At 41.9% G+C, this 24615-nt stretch carries 28 protein-coding genes; 1 reads left to right on the top strand and 27 read right to left on the bottom strand.

Annotation, left to right across the window (positions count from 1 at the left end):
* Window positions 1-16: 16 nt before the first annotated feature.
* On the top strand, window positions 17-1351 hold the full coding sequence (locus tag NSQ12_RS18630) for an MFS transporter (protein ID WP_029725985.1): 1335 nt from the start codon (window positions 17-19) through the stop codon (window positions 1349-1351).
* A 47-nt stretch (window positions 1352-1398) separates the two neighbouring features.
* Here NSQ12_RS18630 and minJ read toward each other — a convergent pair whose 3' ends face one another.
* The 27 genes from minJ to comFA form a co-directional block, all read right to left on the bottom strand.
* The gene (gene minJ, locus NSQ12_RS18635) at window positions 1399-2592 is read right to left on the bottom strand and encodes a cell division topological determinant MinJ (protein WP_003228042.1); all 1194 of its coding nucleotides are present in this window, start codon (window positions 2590-2592) and stop codon (window positions 1399-1401) included.
* Between the two features lie 78 nt (window positions 2593-2670).
* Window positions 2671-3024: a swarming motility protein SwrAA gene (gene swrA, locus NSQ12_RS18640; RefSeq protein WP_015251121.1), complete on the bottom strand. Its 354-nt coding sequence runs from the start codon at window positions 3022-3024 to the stop codon at window positions 2671-2673.
* Window positions 3025-3407: 383 nt separating this feature from the next.
* Window positions 3408-4850: a carboxy-terminal processing protease CtpB gene (gene ctpB, locus NSQ12_RS18645; RefSeq protein WP_003228041.1), complete on the bottom strand. Its 1443-nt coding sequence runs from the start codon at window positions 4848-4850 to the stop codon at window positions 3408-3410.
* 139 nt (window positions 4851-4989) lie between these two features.
* A complete protein-coding gene (gene ftsX / locus NSQ12_RS18650; protein WP_015251119.1) occupies window positions 4990-5880 on the bottom strand; it encodes a permease-like cell division protein FtsX in 891 nt (296 codons plus the stop codon).
* On the bottom strand, window positions 5873-6559 hold the full coding sequence (gene ftsE / locus NSQ12_RS18655; RefSeq protein ID WP_003228039.1) for a cell division ATP-binding protein FtsE: 687 nt from the start codon (window positions 6557-6559) through the stop codon (window positions 5873-5875). The genes ftsX and ftsE overlap by 8 nt, the downstream gene beginning before the upstream one ends.
* 233 nt (window positions 6560-6792) lie before the next feature.
* Complete coding sequence (cccB, locus tag NSQ12_RS18660) at window positions 6793-7131, bottom strand: cytochrome c551 (protein WP_014481036.1); 339 nt, start codon at window positions 7129-7131, stop codon at window positions 6793-6795.
* 48 nt (window positions 7132-7179) lie between these two features.
* Window positions 7180-8025, bottom strand: a complete 846-nt coding sequence (locus NSQ12_RS18665) for a YitT family protein (protein WP_003242677.1) — start codon at window positions 8023-8025, stop codon at window positions 7180-7182.
* Window positions 8026-8191: 166 nt separating this feature from the next.
* Window positions 8192-9293, bottom strand: a protein-coding gene (prfB, locus tag NSQ12_RS18670) for a peptide chain release factor 2 (protein WP_010886623.1) whose coding sequence is annotated in 2 segments (ribosomal slippage) — window positions 8192-9220 and window positions 9222-9293 — 1101 coding nt in all. Because the reading frame shifts where the segments join, the coding sequence is not laid out codon by codon here.
* Between the two features lie 69 nt (window positions 9294-9362).
* Window positions 9363-11888 (bottom strand): preprotein translocase subunit SecA, encoded by a 2526-nt coding sequence (gene secA, locus NSQ12_RS18675; RefSeq protein ID WP_024571530.1) that lies wholly within the window; start codon window positions 11886-11888, stop codon window positions 9363-9365.
* Window positions 11889-12055: 167 nt separating this feature from the next.
* Window positions 12056-12625: a ribosome hibernation promotion factor gene (gene hpf, locus NSQ12_RS18680; protein WP_003228031.1), complete on the bottom strand. Its 570-nt coding sequence runs from the start codon at window positions 12623-12625 to the stop codon at window positions 12056-12058.
* Window positions 12626-12815: 190 nt separating this feature from the next.
* Entirely contained in the window at window positions 12816-13193 is a 378-nt protein-coding gene (locus tag NSQ12_RS18685) for a hypothetical protein (RefSeq protein ID WP_029318318.1), read from the bottom strand.
* A gap of 9 nt (window positions 13194-13202) precedes the next feature.
* On the bottom strand, window positions 13203-13544 hold the full coding sequence (fliT, locus tag NSQ12_RS18690; RefSeq protein ID WP_042975227.1) for a flagella biosynthesis regulatory protein FliT: 342 nt from the start codon (window positions 13542-13544) through the stop codon (window positions 13203-13205).
* On the bottom strand, window positions 13541-13942 hold the full coding sequence (gene fliS, locus NSQ12_RS18695) for a flagellar export chaperone FliS (RefSeq protein ID WP_003243747.1): 402 nt from the start codon (window positions 13940-13942) through the stop codon (window positions 13541-13543). The genes fliT and fliS overlap by 4 nt, the downstream gene beginning before the upstream one ends.
* A gap of 21 nt (window positions 13943-13963) precedes the next feature.
* Window positions 13964-15460: a flagellar hook-associated protein 2 gene (locus NSQ12_RS18700; RefSeq protein WP_029318317.1), complete on the bottom strand. Its 1497-nt coding sequence runs from the start codon at window positions 15458-15460 to the stop codon at window positions 13964-13966.
* Between the two features lie 17 nt (window positions 15461-15477).
* The gene (gene flaG, locus NSQ12_RS18705) at window positions 15478-15807 is read right to left on the bottom strand and encodes a flagellar protein FlaG (RefSeq protein ID WP_029318316.1); all 330 of its coding nucleotides are present in this window, start codon (window positions 15805-15807) and stop codon (window positions 15478-15480) included.
* Window positions 15808-16040: 233 nt separating this feature from the next.
* Complete coding sequence (gene hag, locus NSQ12_RS18710; RefSeq protein ID WP_029725988.1) at window positions 16041-16862, bottom strand: flagellin Hag; 822 nt, start codon at window positions 16860-16862, stop codon at window positions 16041-16043.
* Between the two features lie 143 nt (window positions 16863-17005).
* Window positions 17006-17230, bottom strand: coding sequence for a carbon storage regulator CsrA (csrA, locus tag NSQ12_RS18715; RefSeq protein WP_033884178.1), 225 nt, complete (start codon window positions 17228-17230; stop codon window positions 17006-17008).
* Complete coding sequence (fliW, locus tag NSQ12_RS18720; protein WP_003228007.1) at window positions 17224-17655, bottom strand: flagellar assembly protein FliW; 432 nt, start codon at window positions 17653-17655, stop codon at window positions 17224-17226. The genes csrA and fliW overlap by 7 nt, the downstream gene beginning before the upstream one ends.
* 20 nt (window positions 17656-17675) lie before the next feature.
* Window positions 17676-18251: a DUF6470 family protein gene (locus tag NSQ12_RS18725; protein ID WP_015384781.1), complete on the bottom strand. Its 576-nt coding sequence runs from the start codon at window positions 18249-18251 to the stop codon at window positions 17676-17678.
* A 46-nt stretch (window positions 18252-18297) separates the two neighbouring features.
* Complete coding sequence (gene flgL, locus NSQ12_RS18730; protein ID WP_015714797.1) at window positions 18298-19194, bottom strand: flagellar hook-associated protein FlgL; 897 nt, start codon at window positions 19192-19194, stop codon at window positions 18298-18300.
* Window positions 19195-19204: 10 nt separating this feature from the next.
* Window positions 19205-20728 carry a flagellar hook-associated protein FlgK gene (gene flgK, locus NSQ12_RS18735; protein ID WP_003228001.1) on the bottom strand — a complete coding sequence of 508 codons (1524 nt, stop codon included), beginning with the start codon at window positions 20726-20728 and terminating at the stop codon, window positions 19205-19207.
* Between the two features lie 18 nt (window positions 20729-20746).
* A complete protein-coding gene (gene flgN, locus NSQ12_RS18740; protein ID WP_339175349.1) occupies window positions 20747-21229 on the bottom strand; it encodes a flagellar protein FlgN in 483 nt (160 codons plus the stop codon).
* Window positions 21230-21244: 15 nt separating this feature from the next.
* Window positions 21245-21511 (bottom strand): flagellar biosynthesis anti-sigma factor FlgM, encoded by a 267-nt coding sequence (flgM, locus tag NSQ12_RS18745; RefSeq protein ID WP_015384783.1) that lies wholly within the window; start codon window positions 21509-21511, stop codon window positions 21245-21247.
* Between the two features lie 80 nt (window positions 21512-21591).
* Complete coding sequence (locus NSQ12_RS18750; RefSeq protein WP_038429728.1) at window positions 21592-22011, bottom strand: TIGR03826 family flagellar region protein; 420 nt, start codon at window positions 22009-22011, stop codon at window positions 21592-21594.
* Between the two features lie 72 nt (window positions 22012-22083).
* Complete coding sequence (gene comFC / locus NSQ12_RS18755; RefSeq protein WP_038429729.1) at window positions 22084-22806, bottom strand: comF operon protein ComFC; 723 nt, start codon at window positions 22804-22806, stop codon at window positions 22084-22086.
* Window positions 22770-23066: a late competence protein ComFB gene (gene comFB / locus NSQ12_RS18760; RefSeq protein ID WP_015483764.1), complete on the bottom strand. Its 297-nt coding sequence runs from the start codon at window positions 23064-23066 to the stop codon at window positions 22770-22772. The genes comFC and comFB overlap by 37 nt, the downstream gene beginning before the upstream one ends.
* 59 nt (window positions 23067-23125) lie before the next feature.
* Complete coding sequence (gene comFA / locus NSQ12_RS18765) at window positions 23126-24517, bottom strand: ATP-dependent helicase ComFA (protein ID WP_080529868.1); 1392 nt, start codon at window positions 24515-24517, stop codon at window positions 23126-23128.
* Between the last annotated feature and the right edge of the window lie 98 nt (window positions 24518-24615).

The raw sequence follows: 24615 nt of genomic DNA on the forward strand, positions 1-24615 counted from the left end.
AAAAAGGAGGATCCCAATGAGCTCAAGAAAAGAATGGGCGCTGATCGTCTCGCTATTATTGGGGGCCATTCTGGTTCCCATTAACTCAACGATGATCGCGGTCGCGCTCTCATCTATTTCCCATACGTATAACGAGTCCATCGCAAGCATCACTTGGGTGGTTACCGTTTATTTAATCGTGATGGCAGTCACACAGCCGATTGCAGGAAAGCTCGGTGACATGTACGGCAATAAAACAATGTACTTATGGGGAGTCGGCCTTTTTCTAATCGCATCTCTAGGCTGCGCCCTTTCACCGAGTCTGCTCCTGTTAATTGTCTTTCGGGCATTGCAGGCTGTCGGCGGGGCATTGCTTACGCCAAACAGCATTGCCATTATCCGGCATGTTGTTTCTGAAAAACGCCTACCGAAAGTGTTTGGATTTTTCGGACTGGGTGCGGGACTTGGTGCAGCACTCGGGCCTTTTATCGGCTCTATACTGATTGACAGCTTCAGCTGGCATTCGATTTTTTGGGTCAACATCCCGTTCCTCGCCATTGCTTTATTTACGGCATTAACGATGTTTCCTCAATATAAAGAAAATAAATCTGACGCGCCGCTGGATATCATCGGCTCTCTCTTGCTTGCAGGCAGCATCGTTTCAATTATCCTGCTGACGAAAAATGAGGCTCCATGGGGATATGCGGTATACAGTGTATTGATACTTCTTTTTGTTCCGCTTTTTTTCAGAAGAGAAAAACGTACCCAGCACCCCATCATTGACTTTGCACTGTTTAAAAGCTCAACCTTTACAAATGCGAATTTATCAGTCTTGTTAAGCAATTTGATGATGTATGCCGTCTTATTGATTATGCCGTTATTTATGACGAACCAATTTGGGCTTAATACATCTAACAGCGGGATGGCGCTTTCTGTATTTTCGATCTTCATGTCAGCCAGCAACTGGGTGGGCGCGCAGCTCCATCACAAATGGGGAGCCAAAAAAATCATTTTTCTTTCATTTGCCATGATGGCTGGTGCGAATCTATTATTTTTGCTGTTAAGCAGCTCGCATTCTGTCTTGTTCCTCATGCTCTCTCTTATCCTTGGCGGGCTCGCTTCCGGAGTCGGTCTGACCAGCATGCAGGTTTCATCCCTTGCCACAGTAGACCCCGGTATGTCAGGAGTGGCATCTGGGATTTTCTCGACCTTCCGTTATTTCGGAAGCATCATTTCATCAGCCTTAATTGGCCTGATTTCGGGATATCACATCCTATTTATGATTCTCTTTGCTGTATCCATCATCGGCGTTTTTGTTTCATTGGGCATCAAATCTGATGAAACGGCACGGATAGAAAAAAACTCAGCGTAACGCAAAACAGCCCGGCATCGCATCTTCCTGCGGTGCCGGGCTGCCTTTTATGATCCAGAAGCGGCTGCTTCGTCTTCACGGTCATCCTTTACGAAGAGGATGCCCAATTCATGATGTTCTCCTTCATAAGAAGCTCGCTGGTCAAAACGGATTTCTCCATTCAAACCGATAATTTCAAGCTTTACATATGCACGGTTATGCTGAAGCGCTTCATAGAAATCAGAAACGTTCTTAACCGGTATGCCATTGACTTTCGTTATGATTTCCCCGATTTTCAATTCCAGATCCTCAGCCGGCGTATTGGGGATAATCCCAAGCACCATTAAGCCCTGATCCCTTTTCGAGAAATAAAACGGAGCCGCGTTATCATTCACTCTTTGCTTTATGGACAAAAAAATGCGCCCTAACAAAGCAGTACAGACCGCTGCACCCGCAAGCGGCGTCCACAGTAAGCTCGCTGCACCGAGAACTGCGACGGCAAGACCGAGAATACAAACGCGTTTCGCTGTGATCCTTATACTCGTTTCAGGCAGCGATCCCTGTACCCTTTGTCCAAATCCGACAAAGTAAGGAATCCATAGAAAATGAAATGAGCCGCCGGGAACAGTAAACACGGGCCACCAGCTAAGGTGCGATTCTAAACCATTGCCGGGCACGAGAAGGAACAGCGGCAAAAGCCAAACCCGGTTTGCCAGCTGCTGTCCGATCGGCAAACCGCGGCTGCTTACGACAAGTGCCGGTGATGTTCTCACATGCGCAGAACGATAAGCAACCGCTCCTTCAGTGATAATCAGCAAACCTAGAAACACAGCCACAGCCGGCCAAACAACTGCAAATCCTTGCGGAAATCTCTCTAGAAAGGGCTCCGCCTGATATATTTGCAGTCCAAAACCTATCAGCATACTCACACTGACGATATATGCAGCAGACATCCAGTTTGCGCGAAGAGTGAACGCTGCCGCTGCAGTGATAACGGCAATAATCGCAAGTAAACCGAGAGGAATCGATATTCCGAGTCCACCTAAAATAACTGACAAAAGAAGACCTGGAATCAGTCCCTTTGTATATGTAAATTTCAGATCATCATAAATATCTGCTATTCTTGTATGAAAGGTTTTTCGTTCCCGTTTGATTCTTACATAGCCGAAAGCCAGGGTTATGATGATAAAAAACCAGAAAAGCGGGTGTAAGAAGAACAAGCCCGCGCTTTTTAACAGTTCAATTCCCCATTGAACAGACACTATCTCTCACCGCCTCAAGCCAAACATGTTACTCATATTCTATCAAATATTAAATGGCTTGGATATCCTCAGGAGAGTTTATCTCTCTTGCGTCATCCACAGCGTGACATTCGATAGTGAAAAATCCTTTAAATAGTGGTTTACATCCACATCCAATAACCCGCTGATTAGATGCATCGACCTTTTTATATCTGTCAGATTAATTCCTAATCGCTTATGGTTTTTCATTAAGTAGTTAAAATAATGTTTGGCGCATTCCTCATTAATGTCATTTACTGATTCGACATTGGTGTAATTGACCAAATATCTGCTGAACAGCATAAGAAGACTTAGTGCTTTTGTAGCTGAAAATGTTACGTCTTGTGTTCTGTCTTTTAATTGTTCCACTAATTCATAATATTTTTTTTCACGCACAATACTTGCCCTCTTCAATTGTGAACCCCCATTTTCTTTATACAGATAAGCACGGGCCAGTATAAGCAGCAGTACTGGAGTGCTAACAAGCATTCTCGCTAACGTTACTCTTTAAATACCTGTCGTTCAGCTGCCATTAACCTGATTACTGTTCTTTTTAGAACCTTCTTATATTGTATGAAGTAAACAAAGACTAGGCAACTTGCAAAAGTTTCATTTTAAATGCATATTAACTCGTTAGAAAGTCTCTCTCATATATTGATATCGGGTAATAACAGTCCTTTATAAATGTTTATTTGTGAAAATTTTTTTAATTTCTTGTCAAAAACTCATTTTTTATGTGACTTATGATCCATAATCTCTTTAAGCACAAAGAAACAGGAGATGGAATACCATCTCCTTTAATTGACAAATAATGATTTCAATGCTGTTTGAAGCTGCAAATCATTTTTTTCATCTGATTTTTTCTTTTCTATCTGCTGATTTAATGTCTCTGCAGTGCGAGTGTCGATCACACCGGTTTTATTCAGCTTGTTTTGATCCTGAAAAGCCATAACCGCTTTTTTCATGTCTTTGCTGAAATAGCCATCCTCACGTCCCGGATCAAAGCTGAGACCTTTTAACAATACCTGCGCATGCTTGACGTCTTCATTGTTCATGTCCACTTTAAGCGGCTCTTTCAGCTGTAAGGGCCCGGCAGAAAAATAATCGGGCTGCTTAATCGCAATGGTCGGTTCAATTCCTTTCTTATGAATCCAATTTCCATTTGGCGTCAGCCACTTGTAAAGCGTTAATTTGATGTTGCTGCCGTCCCCCATTGGCACAGCCTGTTGAACCGTTCCCTTTCCAAAAGACGTATCGCCTACAACATCATAATGGCCAGCTTCCTTTAATGCGCCGGCAAGAATTTCTGATGCAGAGGCACTTCCTTTATCCGTAATCACATTGACAGGGTACGCTTTTTTATGGGTCAATGTTGAAAAATAACGTTTTTTATCTCCATTGCGTTCAGCAATCTGAATATACGGCTGGTCCTTTGTAACGAAATGCTTAAGAATTTCTTCCACACTTTGAAGATATCCGCCCGGGTTGCCGCGTACATCAATGACAAGTCCTTCTATTTCTTTTTTCTCAAGCTCCCTCAGCGCTTTTGCAAAATCCTCTGCGGTGTGCTCAGAAAAAGTAGAGATGGCGATATATCCGACAGAATGCCCCTGTACTTTTTTCTCTGATGCAAAAACCGTTTCGAGCGGAATCTCAGCTCTCTTGATCCGGAATGACAGCTGCTTCTTCGTTCCAGGCCGCTGAATCTTCATTGAAACGCTGGACCCTTTTTTTCCTCTTATTTTTAACACAGCGTGGTTTAAATCCTTGCCGGCCATCGATTCTCCATTGATGCTGATAATTTCATCATTAGGCTTCAACCCGGCTTTTTCCGCTGGCGATTTCTTGAATGGAGAAACAATAATAATTTTGCCGTCTTCCATTCCAACCTCAGCCCCGATGCCTTCAAATGAGGAATCAAGAGAATCAGAAAATTGCTTAGCTGTCTGCTTGTCCATGTAAACAGAATAAGGATCATTTAGCGTAGACAGCATTCCCTGGATGGCTCCCTCGAGCAGCTTTTCTCTATCTACTTTTTCTACGTACTCATTCGAAATTAACTCATACGCTTTTTCGATTTTGTCCATAGCTTTATCCCGTTCAGAGTCAGCTTGTGCCGTCGCGGGAACTGCTGCAGTCTGGGGCTTATCCATCTCAAGCAGGTTGATTCCCGCATATACACCGGCGCCTCCGAACAGCATGCTCCCTGCTGCTATCACAGCCATTATTTTTTGATTCATCCTTTACTCCTCCTGTATGCCAGACTGTCTTTACCAAAACCTAGAGATAGTATATGTAAAGGATGGAGATTTCATGTAATCATAGAAGAAAAAGAAGGCAAATGAAAAGCCGTCCCGAAAACGGAACGGCTTTTTCACTTTATACTCGCAAAAACTTGCGGATGGAAGTCAGACTTCCCCATACTCCAATTACTGCGCCGATTGCAATCAGCACTAGCGAAACTTGGAATACAAATGGATTATAAGGAAGAAGAGAGACAAATGATCCTTGAACCTTTGGAACGACCCATCCGATGACGTATTGGTAAGTGCTCAGCACCAGTGCAATCGGAATCACAGAACCGAATACGCCTAGCAGCAATCCTTCAAGGAAAAACGGCCAGCGGATAAACCAGTTTGTCGCGCCGACAAGCTTCATGATTTCAATTTCTTTTCTTCTTGCGAAAATTGTAATTTTAATGGTGTTGGAAATTAAGAACATCGCCGTAAATACCAGGCCGATAATTAACGCGATTCCGATGTTGCGGGAAACGCCGACCACTTTAAACAAACGGCTGACCTCTTCTTTTCCATAAGTGACTTTATAAACATGATCCATTTTTTCGATCTTTTTCGCCACGTTCGGCGTATCATGCGGATCTGTCGTTTTGACGACAAACGCATCATTAAGCGGGTTTTCCTGATCCTTCATTGTCAGGGATTTTCCGCTGTCACCAAAACTGTCAACCAGCTGGTCAAGCTCTTTTTCTTTAGATGAAAAAGTGACACTCTGAATGCCCTTCAGTTCCTTAATATCGTTCTGAAGCTTGTCCTGTGCCTTCTGATCTGCAGTCAGATCAACCAGCACTTTGATTTCGACTTGTTTTTCTGCATTCGTGGCCATGTTATTCAAATTCAGCATAATCACTAAAAACACGCCGACTAAAATCAGCGTAACGGTTACAGCACTAATGGATGCAAATGTCATCCATGTGTTTCTCCCGAGAGATTTAAAACTCTCACGCAAGTGGCGCCCGAGAATTTTAATCATATGAACCATACTCCCCTCTTGACTCATCACGCACAATGATACCATCTTCGATTGCAATGACACGTTTCTTCATGGTGTTTACGATTTCTTTATTATGTGTCGCCATCACGACTGTTGTCCCGCGGTTGTTAATTTCCTCCAGCGTCTTCATGACTTCCCAAGACGTATCCGGATCAAGGTTTCCTGTCGGTTCATCAGCAATGACAACATCAGGGTTGTTCACAATTGATCTTGCAATAGATACACGCTGCTGCTCCCCGCCTGAAAGCTGGTCAGGAAATTGTCGCGCTTTATGCTTCAGCTGCACGAGATCAAGCACTTCAAGCACCCGTTTCTTAATGACAGACGGCTGTTCTCCAATCACTTCAAGGGCAAATGCCACATTTTCAAAAACAGTAAGTTTCGGAAGAAGCTTGAAATCTTGAAAGACAACGCCTATTTTTCGGCGCACGAAAGGAATCTCTTTTTCTTTAATTGTCGCGAGATCTTTATGATTGATTAAAATTTGTCCTTTTGTCGGTTTTTCTTCTCTGTAAATCATTTTAATAAAAGTAGATTTACCTGCTCCGCTCGGACCAACAACATACACAAACTCGCCGGGATGAATGGTAACAGAAATCCCATTGAGCGCTTTTACGCCGTTCGGATAGGCTTTATATACTTCCTTCATCTCTATCATGAAATCACCTAATCTTTTATATCATTTTATCTATCACACGGTCATACTCTTCGAATGCATTCGACAATTTATGACCCATTCATTTGTAAAAAGATGGAAAATCTGAAAGTTCCCTTTTTCAATACACTTCATTATACGTCAAATTTAGACATAATACTATTACAGTTTCTTTTCATTCATATTGTCAAGGCATAAAAACATCCTTGCCAGCACTCGGCAAGGATGTTTTTATCTTACTTTTTTTCTGACAGCCATTTGGCAATAACAGCGGCTTCGTTATCCTCTACAAGCCCCTTTGGCATATTGCCGCGGCCGTTTTTAATAATGCTTTCAATTTTGTGTTCATCGTATTTGCCTCCGACCTCTTGGAGATTAGGCCCTGACACACCTTCTAAATCCTTGCCGTGGCAGCCTACGCAGCTTTGCTGATATAATTCTTCCCCTTCAGATGCAGTGGCTTCCGTCTTGCTGCCAGTGTCTGTCTTCTCTTCTTTTGCATCGTTTGATCCGCAGGCAGCCAACAGAACAGAAAGCGCAAATCCAATCATTAGTATCGATAACTTTGATTTCATGTTGAGAAGCACAACTCCTTTACGATCTCTTCCATATTATAACCTCGTTTAAGCGCGTTTGAAACCCTCGCCCAGCACCTCGCTCGCGTCTGCTACAATCACAAAAGCTGACTCATCAATCTGTTTGACGATTTGTTTCAATTTGGTGAATTCAGTTTGCCCAACCACGCACATTAAAATCGGACGGTCATCGTCAGTATATCCGCCGACTGCAGAAATTTTTGTCACGCCTCTGTCAATCTTCTGTAAGACAGCCTCCTTGACAGCCTGCTCCTGCTTTGTAATGATGAGCGCCATTTTTGAACGATTAAAGCCGACTTGCACAACATCAATGGTTTTGCTGGACACATAGACGCCAAGCATGGCATATAAGCCTTGCTCAATATTAAATACAATCATAGCCGTAACAACGATCATTCCGTCAATGATGGCGAGACACTTCCCCAATGACAGACCGGAGTACTTATGAATGATCTGTGCAGCCAAGGCTGTTCCTCCCGTCGATCCTTTCCCTAAGTACACAATACCAATTCCGATACCTATCCCGACACCGCCAAAAATCGCCGCCAAGAGTTCATGATGAGTGGCGGGCTGAATATCCCTTGTCAGAAACACTACTAGCGGCAAAAACACAGAACCTGCAAGCGTCTTTAGCCCAAATTTCCCACCGAGCAAAATGACGCCAGCAATAAATAAAGGGATATTAATAATCCACTGTACATACGCTGCTTCAAAACCATATGATTGTAAAATCGTACTGATCCCGCTGACACCGCCGGCGGCAATCTTGTTCGGAAGCAAAAATACATTAAAGGACACGGCCGTAATCGCTGCTCCTATCAATATGTATACATAATCCCGCAAAATCCACAATGTTTTATTCCGTACGTCCATCATATATCCTCCGTTTCTTCCAATGCTCTCCGATAGCATTTTAATCCTTCCCTGATTAGATGTAAATAACACCCAAATACAGTGGTAATATGCTAAAGCAGCAGTGAAATCAAGGATATAAGGAATTAAAAAAACACACCCGTATGCATCAGGTGTGTTTTTCAGCTTATGAAAGCTTAGAACGCAGGTAGGCATCAATAAACGTATCAATGTCACCATCCATTACAGCTTGAACGTTCCCCATTTCTGTATTGGTCCGATGATCTTTTACCATGGAATACGGATGGAATACATAAGAACGGATTTGGCTGCCCCAGCCGATTTCTTTTTGTTCACCGCGAATTTCATCCAGCTCTGCCTGCTGCTCTTCAATTCTGCGCTGATACAGCTTGGCCTTCAGCATTTTCATGGCTCTTTCACGGTTTTTAATTTGTGAGCGCTCCGTTTGGCATGTCACAACTACGTTCGTCGGCAAGTGAGTAATCCGAACGGCTGAATCCGTCGTATTGACGTGCTGTCCGCCCGCGCCGCTTGCACGGTACGTGTCAACTTTAATATCCTCCGTACGAATATCAATATCAATTTCATCGTTAAATTCAGGCATGACTTCACATGAAACGAAAGATGTGTGGCGGCGGCCTGATGAATCAAATGGTGAGATCCGCACAAGACGATGGACACCTTTTTCTGCTTTGAGATACCCGTAAGCGTTGTGTCCTTTGATGAGCAATGTCACTGATTTGATTCCCGCCTCGTCACCTGGAAGGTAATCGAGAGTTTCTACTTTAAAGCCGCGGCGCTCTCCCCATCTTGTATACATTCTAAGAAGCATAGAGCCCCAGTCCTGTGACTCTGTACCGCCAGCACCAGGGTGCAGTTCTAAAATCGCGTTATTTTTATCATACGGCTCGCTGAGAAGAAGCTGAAGCTCAAACTCATTGAACTCTTTTGTTAATGATTTTAGTTCTTTTTCAAGCTCAAGCTGGAGATCAGTGTCCGGCTCTTCTTTCAAAAGATCATGAGTCATTTGTAATTCTTCGTGGGATTCATTCAATTTTTTATACGAATTGACATAATCCTTTAAACCGTTTGCTTCATTTATAACCGTTTGAGCTTTTTGCTGATCATTCCAGAATTCCGGATCAGCCATTTGTTCATCTAGCTCAGCAATGCGGGCCTCCTTTGATTCGAGGTCAAAGAGACCCCCTAAAGTCCGCTAAACGAGAAGCCATATTTTCGAGCTCTGCTCTAATTTCTGATAATTCCATTTCATTCACCTCATTAAAAGATCCGCAGGCGCCTGCAGGCGCCGCGGTCAGTAAACTTGCCGGGGCGAACTATTCAGTACGGCCGCAGCAATTTTTATATTTTTTCCCGCTTCCGCAGTGGCATGGGGCATTTCGTCCGATATCAACCACTTTGCGAACCGGTGCTTTCTTTGCTTTTTTGTTATCGTCGCCTTCTTGCGGCTGATGAGCTGTTGTTTGACCTTGTACAACCTCTTCACGCTCCAGATTGTTTTCAATCTCAGCTTTCATCACAAATTTTGCGACTTCGTCCTCAATTGATTCAATCATATGCTCAAACATCGCAAAACCTTCCATTTGATACTCACGAAGCGGGTTCGTCTGCGCGTAAGCACGAAGGTGAATCCCTTGGCGGAGCTGATCCATCGCATCAATATGATCCATCCATTTAGAATCAACGGCACGAAGAACGATAACTTTTTCGAATTCGCGCATTTGCTCTTTGCCGAATTGCTCTTCCTTCTCATTATATTTTGTGATGATGCGATCCATAATGAGCTCAAGCATTTCATCCGGTTCTTTGCCGAAGATATCGCTCTTCTCAAGTGCACCTTCATCAAGATAAGTTGTGTTGATAAGATCAACTAGACCGTCAAGCTTCCACTCCTCAGGAAGCTCTTCTCTTGGCGTATAGGCTGCAATTGCGCGTTCGAGAGAAGACTTGATCATATTTTCAACGATTTCACGCAGGTTTTCAGAGTCAATGACTTCAAAGCGCTGCTTATAAATGACCTCACGCTGCTGGCGGAGAACATCATCATATTGCAGAAGCTGTTTACGCGAATCGAAGTTATTGCCTTCGACGCGTTTTTGAGACGATTCAACCGCGCGAGATACCATTTTGCTTTGGATTGGAGTAGAGTCGTCCATGCCGAAGCGGTCAAGCATCGCCATTGTCCGCTCAGCTCCGAATCTGCGCATCAATTCATCTTCCATAGAAAGATAAAATTGAGTAATCCCCGGGTCTCCCTGACGTCCGGAACGACCTCGAAGCTGATTGTCAATCCGGCGTGATTCATGTCGTTCTGTTCCGACTACAGCGAGCCCGCCAAGCTCTTTTACACCTTCGCCAAGCTTAATGTCCGTTCCGCGCCCCGCCATGTTAGTCGCAATCGTAACTGCGCCTTTTTGGCCGGCCTCTTCAATGATCTGCGCTTCACGTTCATGGTTTTTGGCATTTAACACTTGATGCGGAATTCCTTTGTTTTTAAGCAGCTTAGAAATCAATTCAGATGTTTCAACGGCAACCGTACCGACTAGAACAGGCTGTCCCGTCATGTAACGCTGTGCGACATCCTCCGCAACTGCCTTAAACTTTCCTTCCATCGTGCGGTAAATTAAATCCGGGCGGTCATCACGGACAACAGGCCTGTTGGTAGGGATCGTGACAACCTGCATGTTGTAGATGTTGCGGAATTCTTCTTCCTCTGTCTTCGCTGTACCCGTCATACCGGCAAGTTTTTCGTACATTCGGAAGTAGTTTTGGAACGTAATCGTCGCCAAGGTCATGCTTTCGTTTTGAATCTCAAGCCCTTCCTTTGCTTCAATCGCTTGGTGAAGCCCCTCACTGTAGCGGCGGCCTTTCATCAAACGTCCCGTGAAGGAATCAACAATAACAACCTGTCCGTCTTCCACTACATAGTCAACGTCCTTTTGCATCGCAACGTGAGCTTTTAAGGCCTGGTTGATATGGTGGTTGAGCGCGACATGCTTCACATCAAAGAGGTTATCGATGCCGAACGCTTTTTCCGCCTTCGTCATTCCTTCTTCAGTAAGCTGTACAGCTTTTGTTTTGATATCGTACGTGTAATCCTTCTCCGCTTTTAACGTACGGACAAAAGCATTTGCCTGTACGTACAGCTTAGTGGATTTTGCAGCTTGTCCAGAAATGATAAGCGGTGTTCTCGCTTCATCAATTAAAATAGAGTCAACTTCATCAATTACCGCAAAATGAAGCGGGCGCTGAACCATCTGCTCTTTATAAAGAACCATATTGTCACGCAAATAGTCGAAGCCAAGCTCATTGTTTGTGGAGTAAGTAATATCAGCGGCATAAGCTTCCCGTTTTTCGTCTTTTGACATTGAGTTTAAATTCAAGCCGACAGTCAAACCGAGAAACTCAAAAATTTTCCCCATTTGCTCAGCGTCACGGCTTGCCAAGTATTCGTTGACAGTCACGATGTGTACGCCTTTACCTGTTAACGCATTTAAATAAACAGGCAGAGTAGACGTTAATGTTTTCCCTTCCCCTGTTTTCATTTCCGCGATATTTCCGTCATGAAGCGCCACGCCCCCCATGAGCTGGACTTTAAACGGAAACATGCCTGTTACGCGGCGTGAAGCTTCTCGAACAACAGCGAAAGCTTCAACAAGAAGATCATCCGTTGTCGCCCCTTTTTCAAGGCGCTCTTTAAATTCAATTGTTTTATGTTTCAACGCGTCGTCAGAGAGATTTTCATAGTCTCCGCGAATCGCATCAATATCGTTAGCAATTTTTTCGTATCTATTCAGCGTACGTTTTGTTGGATCAAACATTTTATTTAAAATTCCAAGCATTTATAACGCTCCTCTATCATCACATGCCTATTTTAAAGGCATGTATAAATAATTTACTAGTCCATGTATACCTCTCATTATCATATCATACCTTTTGTTATTTCCAAAGAATTTGCAAATAAGAAAAACAAAAACCTTCCGCGGACATCACGGAAGGCTTCTCTTCATTATTCAGTCGGTTCAATTAAGCCATATTTCCCGTCATTTCTGCGGTACACGACATTTGTAAGGTTTGTTTCCGCATTTGTGAAAACAAAGAAATTATGGCCAAGCATATTCATTTGCAAGATCGCTTCTTCACTATCCATCGGCTTTAAATTAAAGCGTTTCTGACGGACAATGTCCAAGCTCTCCTCCTCTTCTATGTCATCCTGAACCGCAATATCTGTATCAGAGCCAAGACCGTTTGCCAATAAATATTTTGGAGAGCCCTGCTCACGGAATTTACGGTTTACTTTCGTTTTATGCTTACGGATTTGACGTTCCAGTTTGTTTGTTGCGAGATCAATTGCGTTGTACATATCCTCGTTATGCACCTCGGACCGAAGCGCCAGATCTGTCATCGGAATCGTAACCTCAACCTTAGACTCCTTGTCATTGTAAAACTTCAAGTTGACGTTCACATCGGCATCCACGCTATGGTCAAAATAGCGCTCCAGCTTGCCGATCTTCCTCTCGACATGATCCTTTAACGCGGGTGTCACTTCAATATTTTCTCCTCTGATGTTATAGTTCATCAAAGAACGCCTCCCTTTTATTAAGGATATGTATCTATTTCTCTTTTACCCTTTACAATTCCTGCTGAAACATAAATCTTTTGTGAAAATTCAGTGAACTTTGTCGAATTTTGTTTGTATTTGCTCTGTTATTGGCGGTTCGGAGGTATATGTATATGCTGATTGAACGAAACAAATACCTCAAACACGCCTAATTGATTAAAAAGGGTTCCATACATTGATGAATAGACAGCATCCATTTTCTATAATGAATCAGAAAATATTCCTTTAAATACTCACAGAACTCATGAGAGGGAAAAGAGAAAGAGACCAATTGATCAAACTCCGCAAAAATTTGGTCAAATGCTTTCACACAAATTTCAGCACACCGTGAATCCATAATGAAGAGAAGTGTTGAATGTGTTGAATCCAAATAAAAAAAGGCTTGGATCAGATCTTGGTAGATCCGATCCCCTTCTGTTTTTGATAAATTCTCTTCAGCCTCTATCAAATAACACAACCCTTCTTCAATGGTAAAAAGAAGATGATAATAAGCTGATAAAAGCGTATAATCTTCAATGCTCTTCAAGGCACTCACCTATTTACGCTTGTCATAATATGTGCCGTCAATCGTAATGTTGTTATAAGGATTTAAATACGTCGTATGCATCACACGTTTTCTTTTCATCTGCTGAAGTTCTGCTGCGATTGACTGCTTCAGTCGTTCCATTTCCTTCACAATAAGCTGATCCCATGTCAGCACAAGCTTCATCTGCTTTCGCTCTTCTTCTGAAAGCGGCAGAGATATCTCCTGAATCAGTTCAGACCGTGTAGCCACAAAGTCTTCAATTTGCTTTAAAAGTTCATCGCTTTCCGGCGTATTTTGTATGTGTGACAGCATACTCTTCGTCTCAGTGTATAGTTGATCTATATTATTCATGCGATCCCGCCTGATCCGTGCCGGTCCTTCCGCTCACTTTGAATGGCTTGTTTCCAAGCATCGCGAAAATCTGTTACATAACCTTCAACCTCAGCCAGCATGCCCGTATCATTTTTGATATTTGCCTGTACCAATCTGCGATACATATAATCGTACATCGCACCCATAGAAGCGGAAAGCTCTATGTTACGGTTAAGTGTAAAATTTAATTCCTGAATAATATTTTGCGCTTTAATCAGATTTTCATTTTTACGTTCCATATCATCATTCTCAATGGCCTGAGCGGCAAGTCTTATAAATTTCAAACAGCCATTATACAGCATAAGCGTCAGCTCCCCGGGTGTAGCCGTATTCACTGAATTTTGCTGATAGGCTGTATATGGATTTTGGATCGCCATGTGTCATCCTCCAAATTACATTTATTGTGCTAGAAGCTGTGATAAATAGGACGATTGTTCGTTCATTTTTTGAATCGCAGAATCCATTGCACTGAATTTTGTATAATAGCGGTTTTCTATTGTGGTCAACCGGTCCTGCATTTTGGTGATATCAGTGCTGATCGTGTTTAAATTTTTACCGATTGAGTAGTCATTGGTTCCCATTGTCGAGTTACCGGCTTTTGCTTCAATGCTTTTCACCGTACTTTTCAGTGTGTCACCGATACGTTTCATAATCCCTTTATCACTATAAGCACTGCTGTTCGACCCGCTTGTAAATAAGGCGGCAACACTTTGCGGATCTTCTTGTATTTTAGCTTTCAGTTTGTCTTCATTAATTTCTAGATGTCCTCGCATTTGGTAAGCACCAGACGTTGTGATGCCAAATTCAGTTAATTGATAGGTTTTTCCATCCGCACTAACTTGAGAATAAAAATCAGTCCGCATTTGATTCGTACCAGTGCTTATGCTGGTATCATTTTTCAGCAAACCGCTTTTTGCCTTCTCTTCCCAGAGTTCTATCTCTTTATCGGACATGGCTTCTTTTTGTTCACTCGTCAGCGGCGCATAGTCTCTGTATTTTTCTTCTTTCAACTTTTCATTCAGGCTGTCTACCAGTTCATTGTATTTATTCACAAACTCTTTAATTTGGTTGTAAATCCCGTCAACATCAGTAGATACAGATGTGGTAACAGGGCCTGTGGCTGCAGTTGTATTTTTGATCGAATAAGTAACGCCATTCACTGTGAAGTTGTTTGACAGCTTCTCCATTTCAAAGCCGTTGATGGTGACTTTTGCATTCGTTCCTTCTTTGTAAGCAGTAATCTTATTATCAGTGTCCAAAGAAAAACCTAGCTGGCCAGACATAAAATCTGCTGTAGCAGAGTCTGCTGCTTGTATACTGCCTCCTGCACCTGTTGCTTTAGAAGAAAACGCAATGGTTTCCACATACTCTGTACCATTCCAAATTTTATCTTTAAAAGCTGATACTCCTAGATCTGAGCTGTTAAGTTTAGAAATCACATTATCAATCGTATCAGCGCTCGTCACACTAATGTTCACTGTTTTTGCGGCTGTCTCACCAGGCGCAACAACGTTAAATGCCAAATTATAATCGCCCTGTGTGTATCCTGTATAATTGTTTGCCTTATATGTCGCAGCAGTTGCCAAACTTGCTACTTCAATAGTAGATGAAGAGTTTGCTGCACTTGCAGTTCCTGTAGCAGTTAACACAGATTCGTTTGAGCTTGATACGGTTTTACTCTGAAACGTACTCGGATATGTCAGCTTATTATTAGACATATAATCTTGGAATTCTTTTATTTTCGAGTTTACTTCACGATAGCTATCACGCTGCCATTCAAGAGTCTGCTTTTTTTGTGTTAGCTTATTAAGCGGTGCTCTTTCTGTCTGCATCAGCTTTGATACAATATCATCTATATCCATTCCTGACGCCAGACCTGTTATTCTCGTGACCATTTCAAACCACTCCTAATCTACTTTTTTTCATCTACAAATAACCCAAGAAATTCAGTCATAGCTGCATAAAAATCTAGCCACCGCCTTGGCGGAATTTCACGGATCACTTCATTTGTAGAGTCCTCTATTACTTTTACATAGTATTCATTTAACTTCTCATGGAGCTCAAACTTCAGATGAACTTGCGAAGGTTCCAAAAACTTGTTCATTCCCTCTACCATTTCAGCAAGGTCGGTATATGAAACTTGATGAACAGGAACCTCACTCTCATGATCTTTCTGATTATGTATTTGAGTATCATAACGATCCCAAACAGGTTGTAACGTAGTGAGCCTTTCAATGTTCAATTGATCATCCCCTATGCCCCAATCTATCGTTTATATCGACTAAATCGAGATAAGATTACACATATTTTTGGAAAAAATCTCATCCGTTTTAGATTTCTTAGTTTGGAAATACGTTTATAAAAAGTAAGTGGAGAATCCGGTTATTATATCATGATTTAATAACAGCAAGTGGAATGATTCGGAGTTAGAAATATAAATAAAAGACCTTGGCAACGCCAAGGTCCTCTCTAAAATTAACGTAACAATTGAAGCACGTTTTGCGGCTGTTGGTTCGCTTGAGCAAGCATTGCTTGAGAAGCTTGAGAAAGAATGTTGTTCTTTGTGAACTCGCTCATTTCTTTCGCCATGTCAACGTCACGGATACGAGACTCAGCAGCTGTTAAATTTTCAGAAGAAGCACTAAGGTTGTTAATTGTGTGCTCTAAGCGGTTTTGTACCGCACCAAGTTTTGAACGTTGGCTTGAAACGCTAGTAATTGCAGTATCGATTTTCGCGATCTCAGTGTCAAAACTAAAAGTAGCTGATGAAACATCGATCCCTTTTACTCCTAAAGTTGTTGCATCCATGTTGCCAATTGTAACATTAATATTTTGGGTAGCATTTGCACCAATTTGGAATGTAAATCCTGCTGTTACACTACCGTCTAAAAGTTTTTTTCCGTTAAATTCAGTACGTTGAGAGATACCATCGATCTCTTCAGTTAAAGCATCCATTTCATCTTTAATTGCAGTTAAATCTTCAGGTTGCTGTGTACCTGTGTTACCAGCTTGAACAGTAAGTTCACGCATACGTTGAAGGATGGCATGAGTTTCAGTCAATGCACCCTCAGCTGTTTGGATAAGAGAGATTCCGTCTTGAGAGTTTTTAGAAGCCATATCAAGACCTCTGATTTGTCCTCTCATTTTTTCAGAGATCGCAAGACCTGCTGCGTCATCTCCCGCACGGTTGATACGAAGACCTGAAGAAAGTTTCTCCATATTCTTTTGTGCTGCACCGTTGTTTGAAGACAAACGGTTCAGTGTGTTAAGCGCTGCAATATTGTGGTTAATTCTCATTTTTATATCCTCCCTGAATATGTTGTTTAGGCACGTCCTTGTGCCTCAATTTTGTAATCGGCGGAGCCATTTTTGCCCTCTCCCGGCTACATCATTAATATCGGATTGTCTCTGATTTTGTTAATACAAAAATAAAAAAATCCTCACTTTTTTTGTGAGGATAATGCGGAGATCACATCGCTGGATAACGCTGCTGCACGGTTATTTTCTTCCTGAATGGTCAAATAAATTTCTTTCCTGTGAATATCAATATGCTTTGGGGCGTCAATTCCAAGCTTCACTTGATCCCCCTCAACCGCAATCACTTTTACTTCAATATCAGCACCTATTTGAATCGCTTCGCTTATTTTCCGCGATAAAACTAGCATGATTCTCCTCCAATCGGATGCTTTGTCGTATATGAGGAGTCGTGTAAAACGACTTGCTTAGCCATCATGTTCTTGCGATTCACAATAATGGGAGCCAATAAATTCGCAGTAGACTTTTCAAATGGCTCTGCCATAGTCAATATTGTCATGACTTCTACGTCTTGAATATTATCGATATCCAAAAGTTCAGCAGTTGATTCATCAAGATCAAATTCATAATTCTTAAAAAAGATAAACGGACTTACGACGATAAACGCAAGATTTTCTGAAGTGACGGACTGCAGTGCCACGAATGGAGAGTCTTCTGAAAGCGGAAGTATGACAAATTGTTTTTCTTCTAAAAAGCCTGGAATCCCGCTTTCAAAAAGAATGATTTGTTCTTCTTTTATGTTCATTTGGCCATGGTACTTCGTATGAATGATCATTGTTCACGATCCTTTTCTTTTTACTTTTCGGGTGATTCTTTCGGGTATTCTACATCTATATTTAAATCAGGGTATTGGAGCATGTCAACCTTAACATTTCCTGGCGTATATTCAACAATTGGCTTATGCGGCTCAGCCTGAATAACAGGCTTTCGCGGCGTAATCTGAACATCAAGCTGTGACGGAGTATATTGTATTTTCACCCTAGATAGAGAAGGAGCATAATTTTCGCCTAATTGAATTTGGTGCATTTCAGAGTTCCTCCTTGCTTGTGAAGCGATTGGGTTCCCCTTATTTTCAATCCTCATAAGCTCGTCGCCTTCTTCTGCAGTACGCGCTATTCCCTCCATTACATCCTCATGCCCTTGTTGTGCGGCTTCTTCAATTCTCTTGAAAACATGCTTTCTGTCTAATTCTTCCCATGCTTGTGTCTGGTCAATCGTGAGTTTTCCAGGTGTCACCGATATTTCCATTTCCGCACTCGGCTGTTCGATCTCTAGATCAGCTTGAGGCTGCTCCATTTTTAAGCTGGCAGGCGTCGTTGTTAAACCAATTTTTCCTTGAACACTATGCATAATCAATCTGGGAATCTGCATCACTCTACCTCCTGAACTATAAAAAAAGCGAACTCCTGAGAGCCGCTTACTTTAAAAAGTCAATTAATGTAGGCTGAACAATTTGCGCATTAACGGCCAGAGTAGCCCTGTGCACACTTTGCTGCGCAATAAATTCAGTTATTACTTCTTCCAGTTCTACATCTTCATTGTCTGATAACACTTTGGTAGCTGTTTCTTCTTGCGCTGACAGTCTTGTATTAACCAATTCAAGACGATTATATCTCGCTCCAAGATCAGATCGTTCAGCACTCATGCCGTCAGAAAAATGATCAATATCATCTAAAACACTGTCCATGCCATCTAGCGAACCAGAATTTAGTGCTTTCTCAAAAGAATCAAGCATTTCAAATACATTCTGCCCGCTTTCAGAAGTGCCTCCAAAAGCTGACTTTGGATCTGAATTCACTTTCAATGACATATTATTTGATATATTGACTACGACATCAGCTGTATCAGAAATTGTATAAGTTCCGTCTCCGTTATCTGTAACCGGAGGCTTATCTGAATTTGTGCCATTAAAGATATATCTGCCGTTCACTTGTGTATTCGCAATATTTAAAAGCTGTTCCTTTAACTGCTTTACCTCTACGCCAATCGCTTGCCGCTCCGACTCGCCGTTTGTATCATTTTGAGCTTCAACCGCTAATTCTCTGACCTTTGACAAGATGTCAATTCCTTCTGTAATGTTTGTTTCTGTGTTTTCGAGCCAGGTAAAGGCTTGAGAAGCATTGCTTTTGTACTGCTGCACTTGAGACAGTTGCGTATTATACTTTAAGCTTTTCATTGCTACTACAGGATCGTCGGAAGCTTTTGAGATTTTTTTCCCTGAAGAAATCTGCGACTGGAGTTTATCCAGCTTCGAGTAGCTCGAACCGATATATCTCAGTGAGTTTTGCTGTATCATGCCTTGTGTTACTCTCATGTGACTCTACCTACCTTCCTCCAACACCCATGCCGTTGATCACTTTATCAAGCAATTCGTCTTGTAAAGTCACCATTCTTGCAGCTGCATTGTATGCGTGTTGGAATTGAATCATATTCGTCATTTCTTCGTCTAAAGAAACTGCGCTCATTTGCTGACGGTTTATGTCAGCATCATTCAGCTGTGTTTCTGTATTAGACGCCAGTCGATTAGCCTCTTGAGCTTCGATCCCTAGCTCGCCAATCAGACCCGCATAATAATCTAAAACACTAGTTTCTTTACCGTTAATGGTTATTTTACCGGTTAAAACATTTGCTAATTTTGTAGCATTTGCGTTATCGTTGGCTGCGCCAGTCAGTGAGAAAGCAATGTTTGCGCCTTTTGAATCTATTATGCTGTCAGCTACTTTGATCTTGCCCGCCGCGCCCTTGGCAGGTTCAGTTTCACCGCCAGTAAAATCAAAAAAGTCTCCGCCTTGTTCACCGCTCTTGGTCACACCATTTCTGTGCACTTCATTGAAAGCTTTCGCGAATTCAAGCGCCATATTGTCAAGATCAGAAAGCATTTCCGGGTATACGCCCTTTTCTTGGCCATCTGCTGTTATATACCCATAAGACTCTATAAATCCTAAAAGGGATCCCTTGCTGCTAAAGGACTCCGCCTGTACAGCTGTATCCCCGATTGAAATACTTGATACTAACCCAGTTTCATTATCATAGTTGGCTGCAAGTTCTGAAACCTCGTAATTTTTACCGTCCAAAACAGTTCCCAGCGACTGTTTATTTTTATCAAGGATTTCAATTGATACAGTTCCTTCAGCAGATGCAAGTGCATTCCCGCCTGATTTGTTGTAGCTGACTTTGATATCAACCATTGAGGATAATTTATCGATCAGCAAATCTCGCTGATCATATAAGCCATTCGGAAGAAGCCCGACCGGCTCTACTTGTGCAATTTGCTTATTTAAACTGTTTAATTGAGAAAGCAGAGAATTGACATCCAACACAGTTGTATTTAGCTCTGCTTTTAAATTCGATTGGACATTTGTAAGTGATTCAGAAATATAATTAAACGTTTCAGCTACAGCTTGTCCTTTTCGAGCAACAACAGAACGTGCACTTTCTTCATTTGTATTATTCGATAATTCCTGCAGGGAGTTCCAAAACGAATTGAGCACACTGTTCAAGCCGCTGTCATCCGTTTCATTTAAAACGCCTTCCATTTGGGACAGCGCTTTGGCCTTCGTGTCATAGTATCCGGCACTGTTGTTTTGAAGACGGTATTGGTAGTCAAGAAAGATATCTCTTATTCTCTCAACTGATTTTCCTTGAACGCCCGTACCCATTTGTCCCGCTGTTTTTTCTGCGTTTTTGGATACAGCAGGGAAATAGTCAGTTGCCTCCAATGAGACCCGCTGTCTTGTATAACCATCAGTATTGGCATTTGCCACGTTATTTGCAGTAGTGCTTAAAGCTGCCTGCTGAGCGCTTAACGCCCGCCTTGCAGTTTCAAGCCCCATAAAGGTAGATGTCATTTTCTGAATTCCTTTCTGCTAAGCTTTTGAATCAAACAGTTTCATTTGGCTGCTTTTCGGCAGCTCAGCTTTAATTGATTTGCTGTAATTGAAGTTATTTTCCTTAGGAACCAGCATATCGTACGAAATAGAGATGAATTGCAGCGCGTCTCTTGTCAGCTGCCTATTCATCTCATTTACTTTTTTCAGACGTCCGAGAACTTGAGAAAGAGATTCGTATAGTTGTTCCAGCTCTTCCTTTTCACTGCCTGAGGTTTTGGCGATACATGCGGAAATAGTATTATTTTCGCTATGTCCGAGAAAGGCCGAAGTTGTTTTGATCCGGTCATCTTCTGTCTGCGTGATCGCTTGAATATATTTTTGCTCTTTTGTCAAAATGTTAGAAAGCTCTTTTGTTTTGCCGGCTTTGAGCGCTTCCGTCTTTTCTTCAGACAGCGTGAGCAGGTGCTCATGCAGAACGCAAAGTCGCTTCAATTGTTCAATAATTGCCTTCGCTGACATGGGCTTTCTCCTTTTTTATTGCTTTTTATAAAAATTAATCATATTTTTCGCGATATGATTTGCGTCTACTTTGTATGACCCGTTTTCAATTTGCGCTTTAAGCTGCGCAATTTTTTCCTGTCGTGAACCAGCGACTGCGTCGGATGCATGTTGCATTTCTTTAGCCTGTGATGAAATTTCAATTTTATCTTGAGGCTGTGCAGCAGTTTTTTGCACCGCTTGCTTATCATAATTTTTTTGATATGGATTAACGGATTGTGTTCCAAATTGATTGATTTTCATAGGATTCCTCTCGCTTTCCGTTGCAGTCTTTAAACAATCTTAACCCTTTTATCGACTGCGTTTTCAGTTAGTTTAGGGAATCAGCTGTTTTTGGTATTATAGGCATAGTATGTGTCTTTTTTACTATTTTCTTTCTCGATTTTCAGAGCATCCTCGTGGTTCAAATGATCCATTTGATCCTTAATATCGGACTGGCAATCCTTGCAGAACTTGCCTTCTCTAATCGATGTCCCGCACCTTTCACAAGGGTATGCCAAATTAGGAAGATGAGTGATCTGAATTCGCTTCTGTCTGATGAATTTCAATATCAGCTCTTCTTCCACACCTGTTTCCTCAGTTATCCGGCTCAAAGTTGATTGCCGGTTTTCCTGTTTTCTTAAAAATTTATAGACAGTCTCAAATGATTTTTCTTCTTCCTTAATACACGCCTGACATACGGTTTGCAGCTTTGTTTTTAAAAATAAAGCATTGCATTTCGGACAATTAGCCAGTTCTCCCATCTTTTTTCTCCTTATTAGATAATATGCCTGTGTCAATTTCTAGTGATTATATCGGCATAAAAACAGAATCATTTAGCTTCTGATCAAGGTAAAAGATGACACTGAAGCGGCTTTTCCTTTTTCTAATAAGCAGCGGGCTGCGAAGTGCAAGGTGGCGCCTGTTGTATAAAGATCGTCTATTAAAATGATATTCATACCTGCTGCTGAATTATTTTTTGTATCAAAAATGCGCTCTGACAGCAGGCGTTCTGTTTTCTTTTTCTTTGACTGCTTCTCATTATTCAGGCGAATGAGGGGATAGTGGGAAGGCCGGTCTAAACATTCTGCCAAGAGCTGTGCCTGGTTAAAACCGCGCTCTTCTTCCCGTTCCTTGCTCAGCGGAATAGGTACAAGAACAAAATGCTTATCGGGGTAAGCCTTAGAAAAGGTTGAAGAAAAATCACTTTTAAATGCATTTATGATTTCTGCATCTCCTCTAAATTTAAAACGGGAGAGCGCTTCTTTCATCATATCATTATATGTGTAAACTGAACGGTTTTGACGCAATAGCAAACTGTCTCTGATCCTTGTTCTCCACACCTCGCAATCCCTGCATACGGCATGAACAGATTGAGGTCTGCCGCACAGGGGGCAGATATGTCCTGTGATTTTCTTTAATTTGCTTCTGCAAGAATAACAAACCTTTTCATCAGGCTTTAGTAAAAAAAGGGCTCTCCATGTAACATCTTGAGAAAATTGCGAATCACATAATAAACAGATCAGTTTATGAATGCCTCCTCCTGCTTCGTTTGACATAAATCGCTTGGACTCTCTGAAACTACTGCAGCAGATTCAGCCAAAATGACAAGCATTGCTGTGTTTTTTTGTTTATCTACCAGCTCAGCTTTCGTATATGCGATCTTTTTAAGATCAGTAACGTAGGATGGACTCACTTTGTTTAAAGAAAGTGCCAATACATCGTTTTGGCATACTTGGCAAGTACAGGCCATATGAAGCTGGTCCATATATCGGTCGAGCAGTTCTTTCATTACGATTTCTTTTGAATTGACAAGCATTTTTACAGCTCCTCATCATCGGTTATATGAGTATACTGTACCACGTTTTCAAATAATGGCTAGTCTGTACATTCAACTTTTGCTGCCAATTCATTCATTTCTTTTATATGCTTTCTTGCATCGAGCATACTCTTTGTTTTGCCGAAGTGAAAGTAAATGACATCGCCGTCCGCATATTCTTTATGCCGGCCGGTTCTTCCTGCAATTTGAACAAGTGCGCTTTCCGTAAAGATAGATGATTCCGCTCCTAGTACACCCGTTTGCACCTTGGGGACTGTGACGCCTCTTTCCAGTATTGTTGTTGTGATTAATAAATCGAGCTGACCATCTCTGAATTGCTGCACTTTCTCCTTTCTATGCTTGTCTTCCGCGTGCACAGATGCGGTTCGGCAATGAACACCTCTAAAGCACGCAGCAGCCTTTTCCAGAATAGAAACGGAAGGAACGAATAAAAAAACAGGCCTCCCTTCTTTTATATGAAACTCTATCCATCTTTTCACCGCTGGCGGAATTTTATTTCGGTTTAATTTCTTCTTCCAGTTTCCACACCATACAAAGCGCGGTTCGGGTAAAGGTTTCCGGTGGTGTCTTGCGGGGATGCGAACTGAATGTAACTGTCCGTTCAGTGCTTTTCTTTTTAATTCTTTAGGAGGTGTTGCACTTAAATAAACGAGGGTGCTGTTTTTCTTTCTTGCTTTTTGAACAGCGAATTGAAGGGTTTGATCAGCAGAATATGGAAAAGCGTCAACTTCATCAATGATCATAACATCGATTGCATCTTTATATCGCAAAAGCTGATGCGTAGTGGAAATCATAAGCGGAGATAGCCGCCCTTTGTCATCGCTTCCTCCGTAAAGCGCTGAAATGTCAGCACCCTGAAAGGCAGCCTTGAGTCTTGGAGCAAGCTCTAATACAACATCGGTGCGAGGTGTTGCAATACATACACGCAGTCCTTGATTTAACGCTGATTCTATACCAGGAAACAGCATTTCTGTTTTGCCAGCGCCGCAAACCGCCCAGATGAGGAGCTCTTCTTTTTTTGATATTGCTTCAATTAAAACATTGGCGGCTTTTTGCTGTCCGCTTGAAAGCTTGCCATCCCATGTCAGCTTAATAGACTTCCAGTTTGATTCATTTTCCTCTTTCCATGAATATAAAGGAACCTCCTCACTCACTCTGCCCATCATGACACAGGAACGGCAATACAGCTTATTCTTTCCAGATGAGTGATAAAAAGAAAAATACCGCTGATCAGTTTGTCCGCACCTATTACATCTATATCTCCGTTTATTTATGGATATAGAATTTTCAGCAGTGATATATCCATTCTTGATATGCCATTCAATCATCTCATCGGAAAATGAGAGCTCAGTCCTGAGCAAATGACGGCTTCGAAGCGTCTGCTGCAATTCTTTTGAAAAGGAACCGTTTTTTTCAACTGGCACATTCACATAGCACGCCTCCTTTCGAAACAGTATGCCTGAATGAATATTTTCTGTCCAACTATTAAAATAAGAATATAAAAAAATCTCCGCTCTAAAAACGGAGA

The sequence above is a fragment of the Bacillus sp. PS95 genome (assembly GCF_037963565.1).
GTDB classification, from domain to species: domain Bacteria; phylum Bacillota; class Bacilli; order Bacillales; family Bacillaceae; genus Bacillus; species Bacillus subtilis.

Excerpts from the sequence above, each read along its gene's own strand:
- NSQ12_RS18630 (WP_029725985.1), top strand. The coding sequence starts at position 17 with ATGAGCTCAAGAAAAGAATGGGCGCTGATCGTCTCGCTATTATTGGGG.
- ctpB (WP_003228041.1), bottom strand. The coding sequence starts at position 4,850 with ATGAATCAAAAAATAATGGCTGTGATAGCAGCAGGGAGCATGCTGTTC.
- ftsX (WP_015251119.1), bottom strand. The coding sequence starts at position 5,880 with ATGATTAAAATTCTCGGGCGCCACTTGCGTGAGAGTTTTAAATCTCTC.
- ftsE (WP_003228039.1), bottom strand. The coding sequence starts at position 6,559 with ATGATAGAGATGAAGGAAGTATATAAAGCCTATCCGAACGGCGTAAAA.
- cccB (WP_014481036.1), bottom strand. The coding sequence starts at position 7,131 with ATGAAATCAAAGTTATCGATACTAATGATTGGATTTGCGCTTTCTGTT.
- NSQ12_RS18665 (WP_003242677.1), bottom strand. The coding sequence starts at position 8,025 with ATGGACGTACGGAATAAAACATTGTGGATTTTGCGGGATTATGTATAC.
- secA (WP_024571530.1), bottom strand. The coding sequence starts at position 11,888 with ATGCTTGGAATTTTAAATAAAATGTTTGATCCAACAAAACGTACGCTG.
- hpf (WP_003228031.1), bottom strand. The coding sequence starts at position 12,625 with ATGAACTATAACATCAGAGGAGAAAATATTGAAGTGACACCCGCGTTA.
- fliT (WP_042975227.1), bottom strand. The coding sequence starts at position 13,544 with ATGAATAATATAGATCAACTATACACTGAGACGAAGAGTATGCTGTCA.
- fliS (WP_003243747.1), bottom strand. The coding sequence starts at position 13,942 with ATGGCGATCCAAAATCCATATACAGCCTATCAGCAAAATTCAGTGAAT.
- NSQ12_RS18700 (WP_029318317.1), bottom strand. The coding sequence starts at position 15,460 with ATGGTCACGAGAATAACAGGTCTGGCGTCAGGAATGGATATAGATGAT.
- hag (WP_029725988.1), bottom strand. The coding sequence starts at position 16,862 with ATGAGAATTAACCACAATATTGCAGCGCTTAACACACTGAACCGTTTG.
- csrA (WP_033884178.1), bottom strand. The coding sequence starts at position 17,230 with ATGCTAGTTTTATCGCGGAAAATAAGCGAAGCGATTCAAATAGGTGCT.
- fliW (WP_003228007.1), bottom strand. The coding sequence starts at position 17,655 with ATGATCATTCATACGAAGTACCATGGCCAAATGAACATAAAAGAAGAA.
- NSQ12_RS18725 (WP_015384781.1), bottom strand. The coding sequence starts at position 18,251 with ATGCAGATTCCCAGATTGATTATGCATAGTGTTCAAGGAAAAATTGGT.
- flgL (WP_015714797.1), bottom strand. The coding sequence starts at position 19,194 with ATGAGAGTAACACAAGGCATGATACAGCAAAACTCACTGAGATATATC.
- flgK (WP_003228001.1), bottom strand. The coding sequence starts at position 20,728 with ATGACATCTACCTTTATGGGGCTTGAAACTGCAAGGCGGGCGTTAAGC.
- flgN (WP_339175349.1), bottom strand. The coding sequence starts at position 21,229 with ATGTCAGCGAAGGCAATTATTGAACAATTGAAGCGACTTTGCGTTCTG.
- flgM (WP_015384783.1), bottom strand. The coding sequence starts at position 21,511 with ATGAAAATCAATCAATTTGGAACACAATCCGTTAATCCATATCAAAAA.
- NSQ12_RS18750 (WP_038429728.1), bottom strand. The coding sequence starts at position 22,011 with ATGGGAGAACTGGCTAATTGTCCGAAATGCAATGCTTTATTTTTAAAA.
- comFC (WP_038429729.1), bottom strand. The coding sequence starts at position 22,806 with ATGTCAAACGAAGCAGGAGGAGGCATTCATAAACTGATCTGTTTATTA.
- comFB (WP_015483764.1), bottom strand. The coding sequence starts at position 23,066 with ATGCTTGTCAATTCAAAAGAAATCGTAATGAAAGAACTGCTCGACCGA.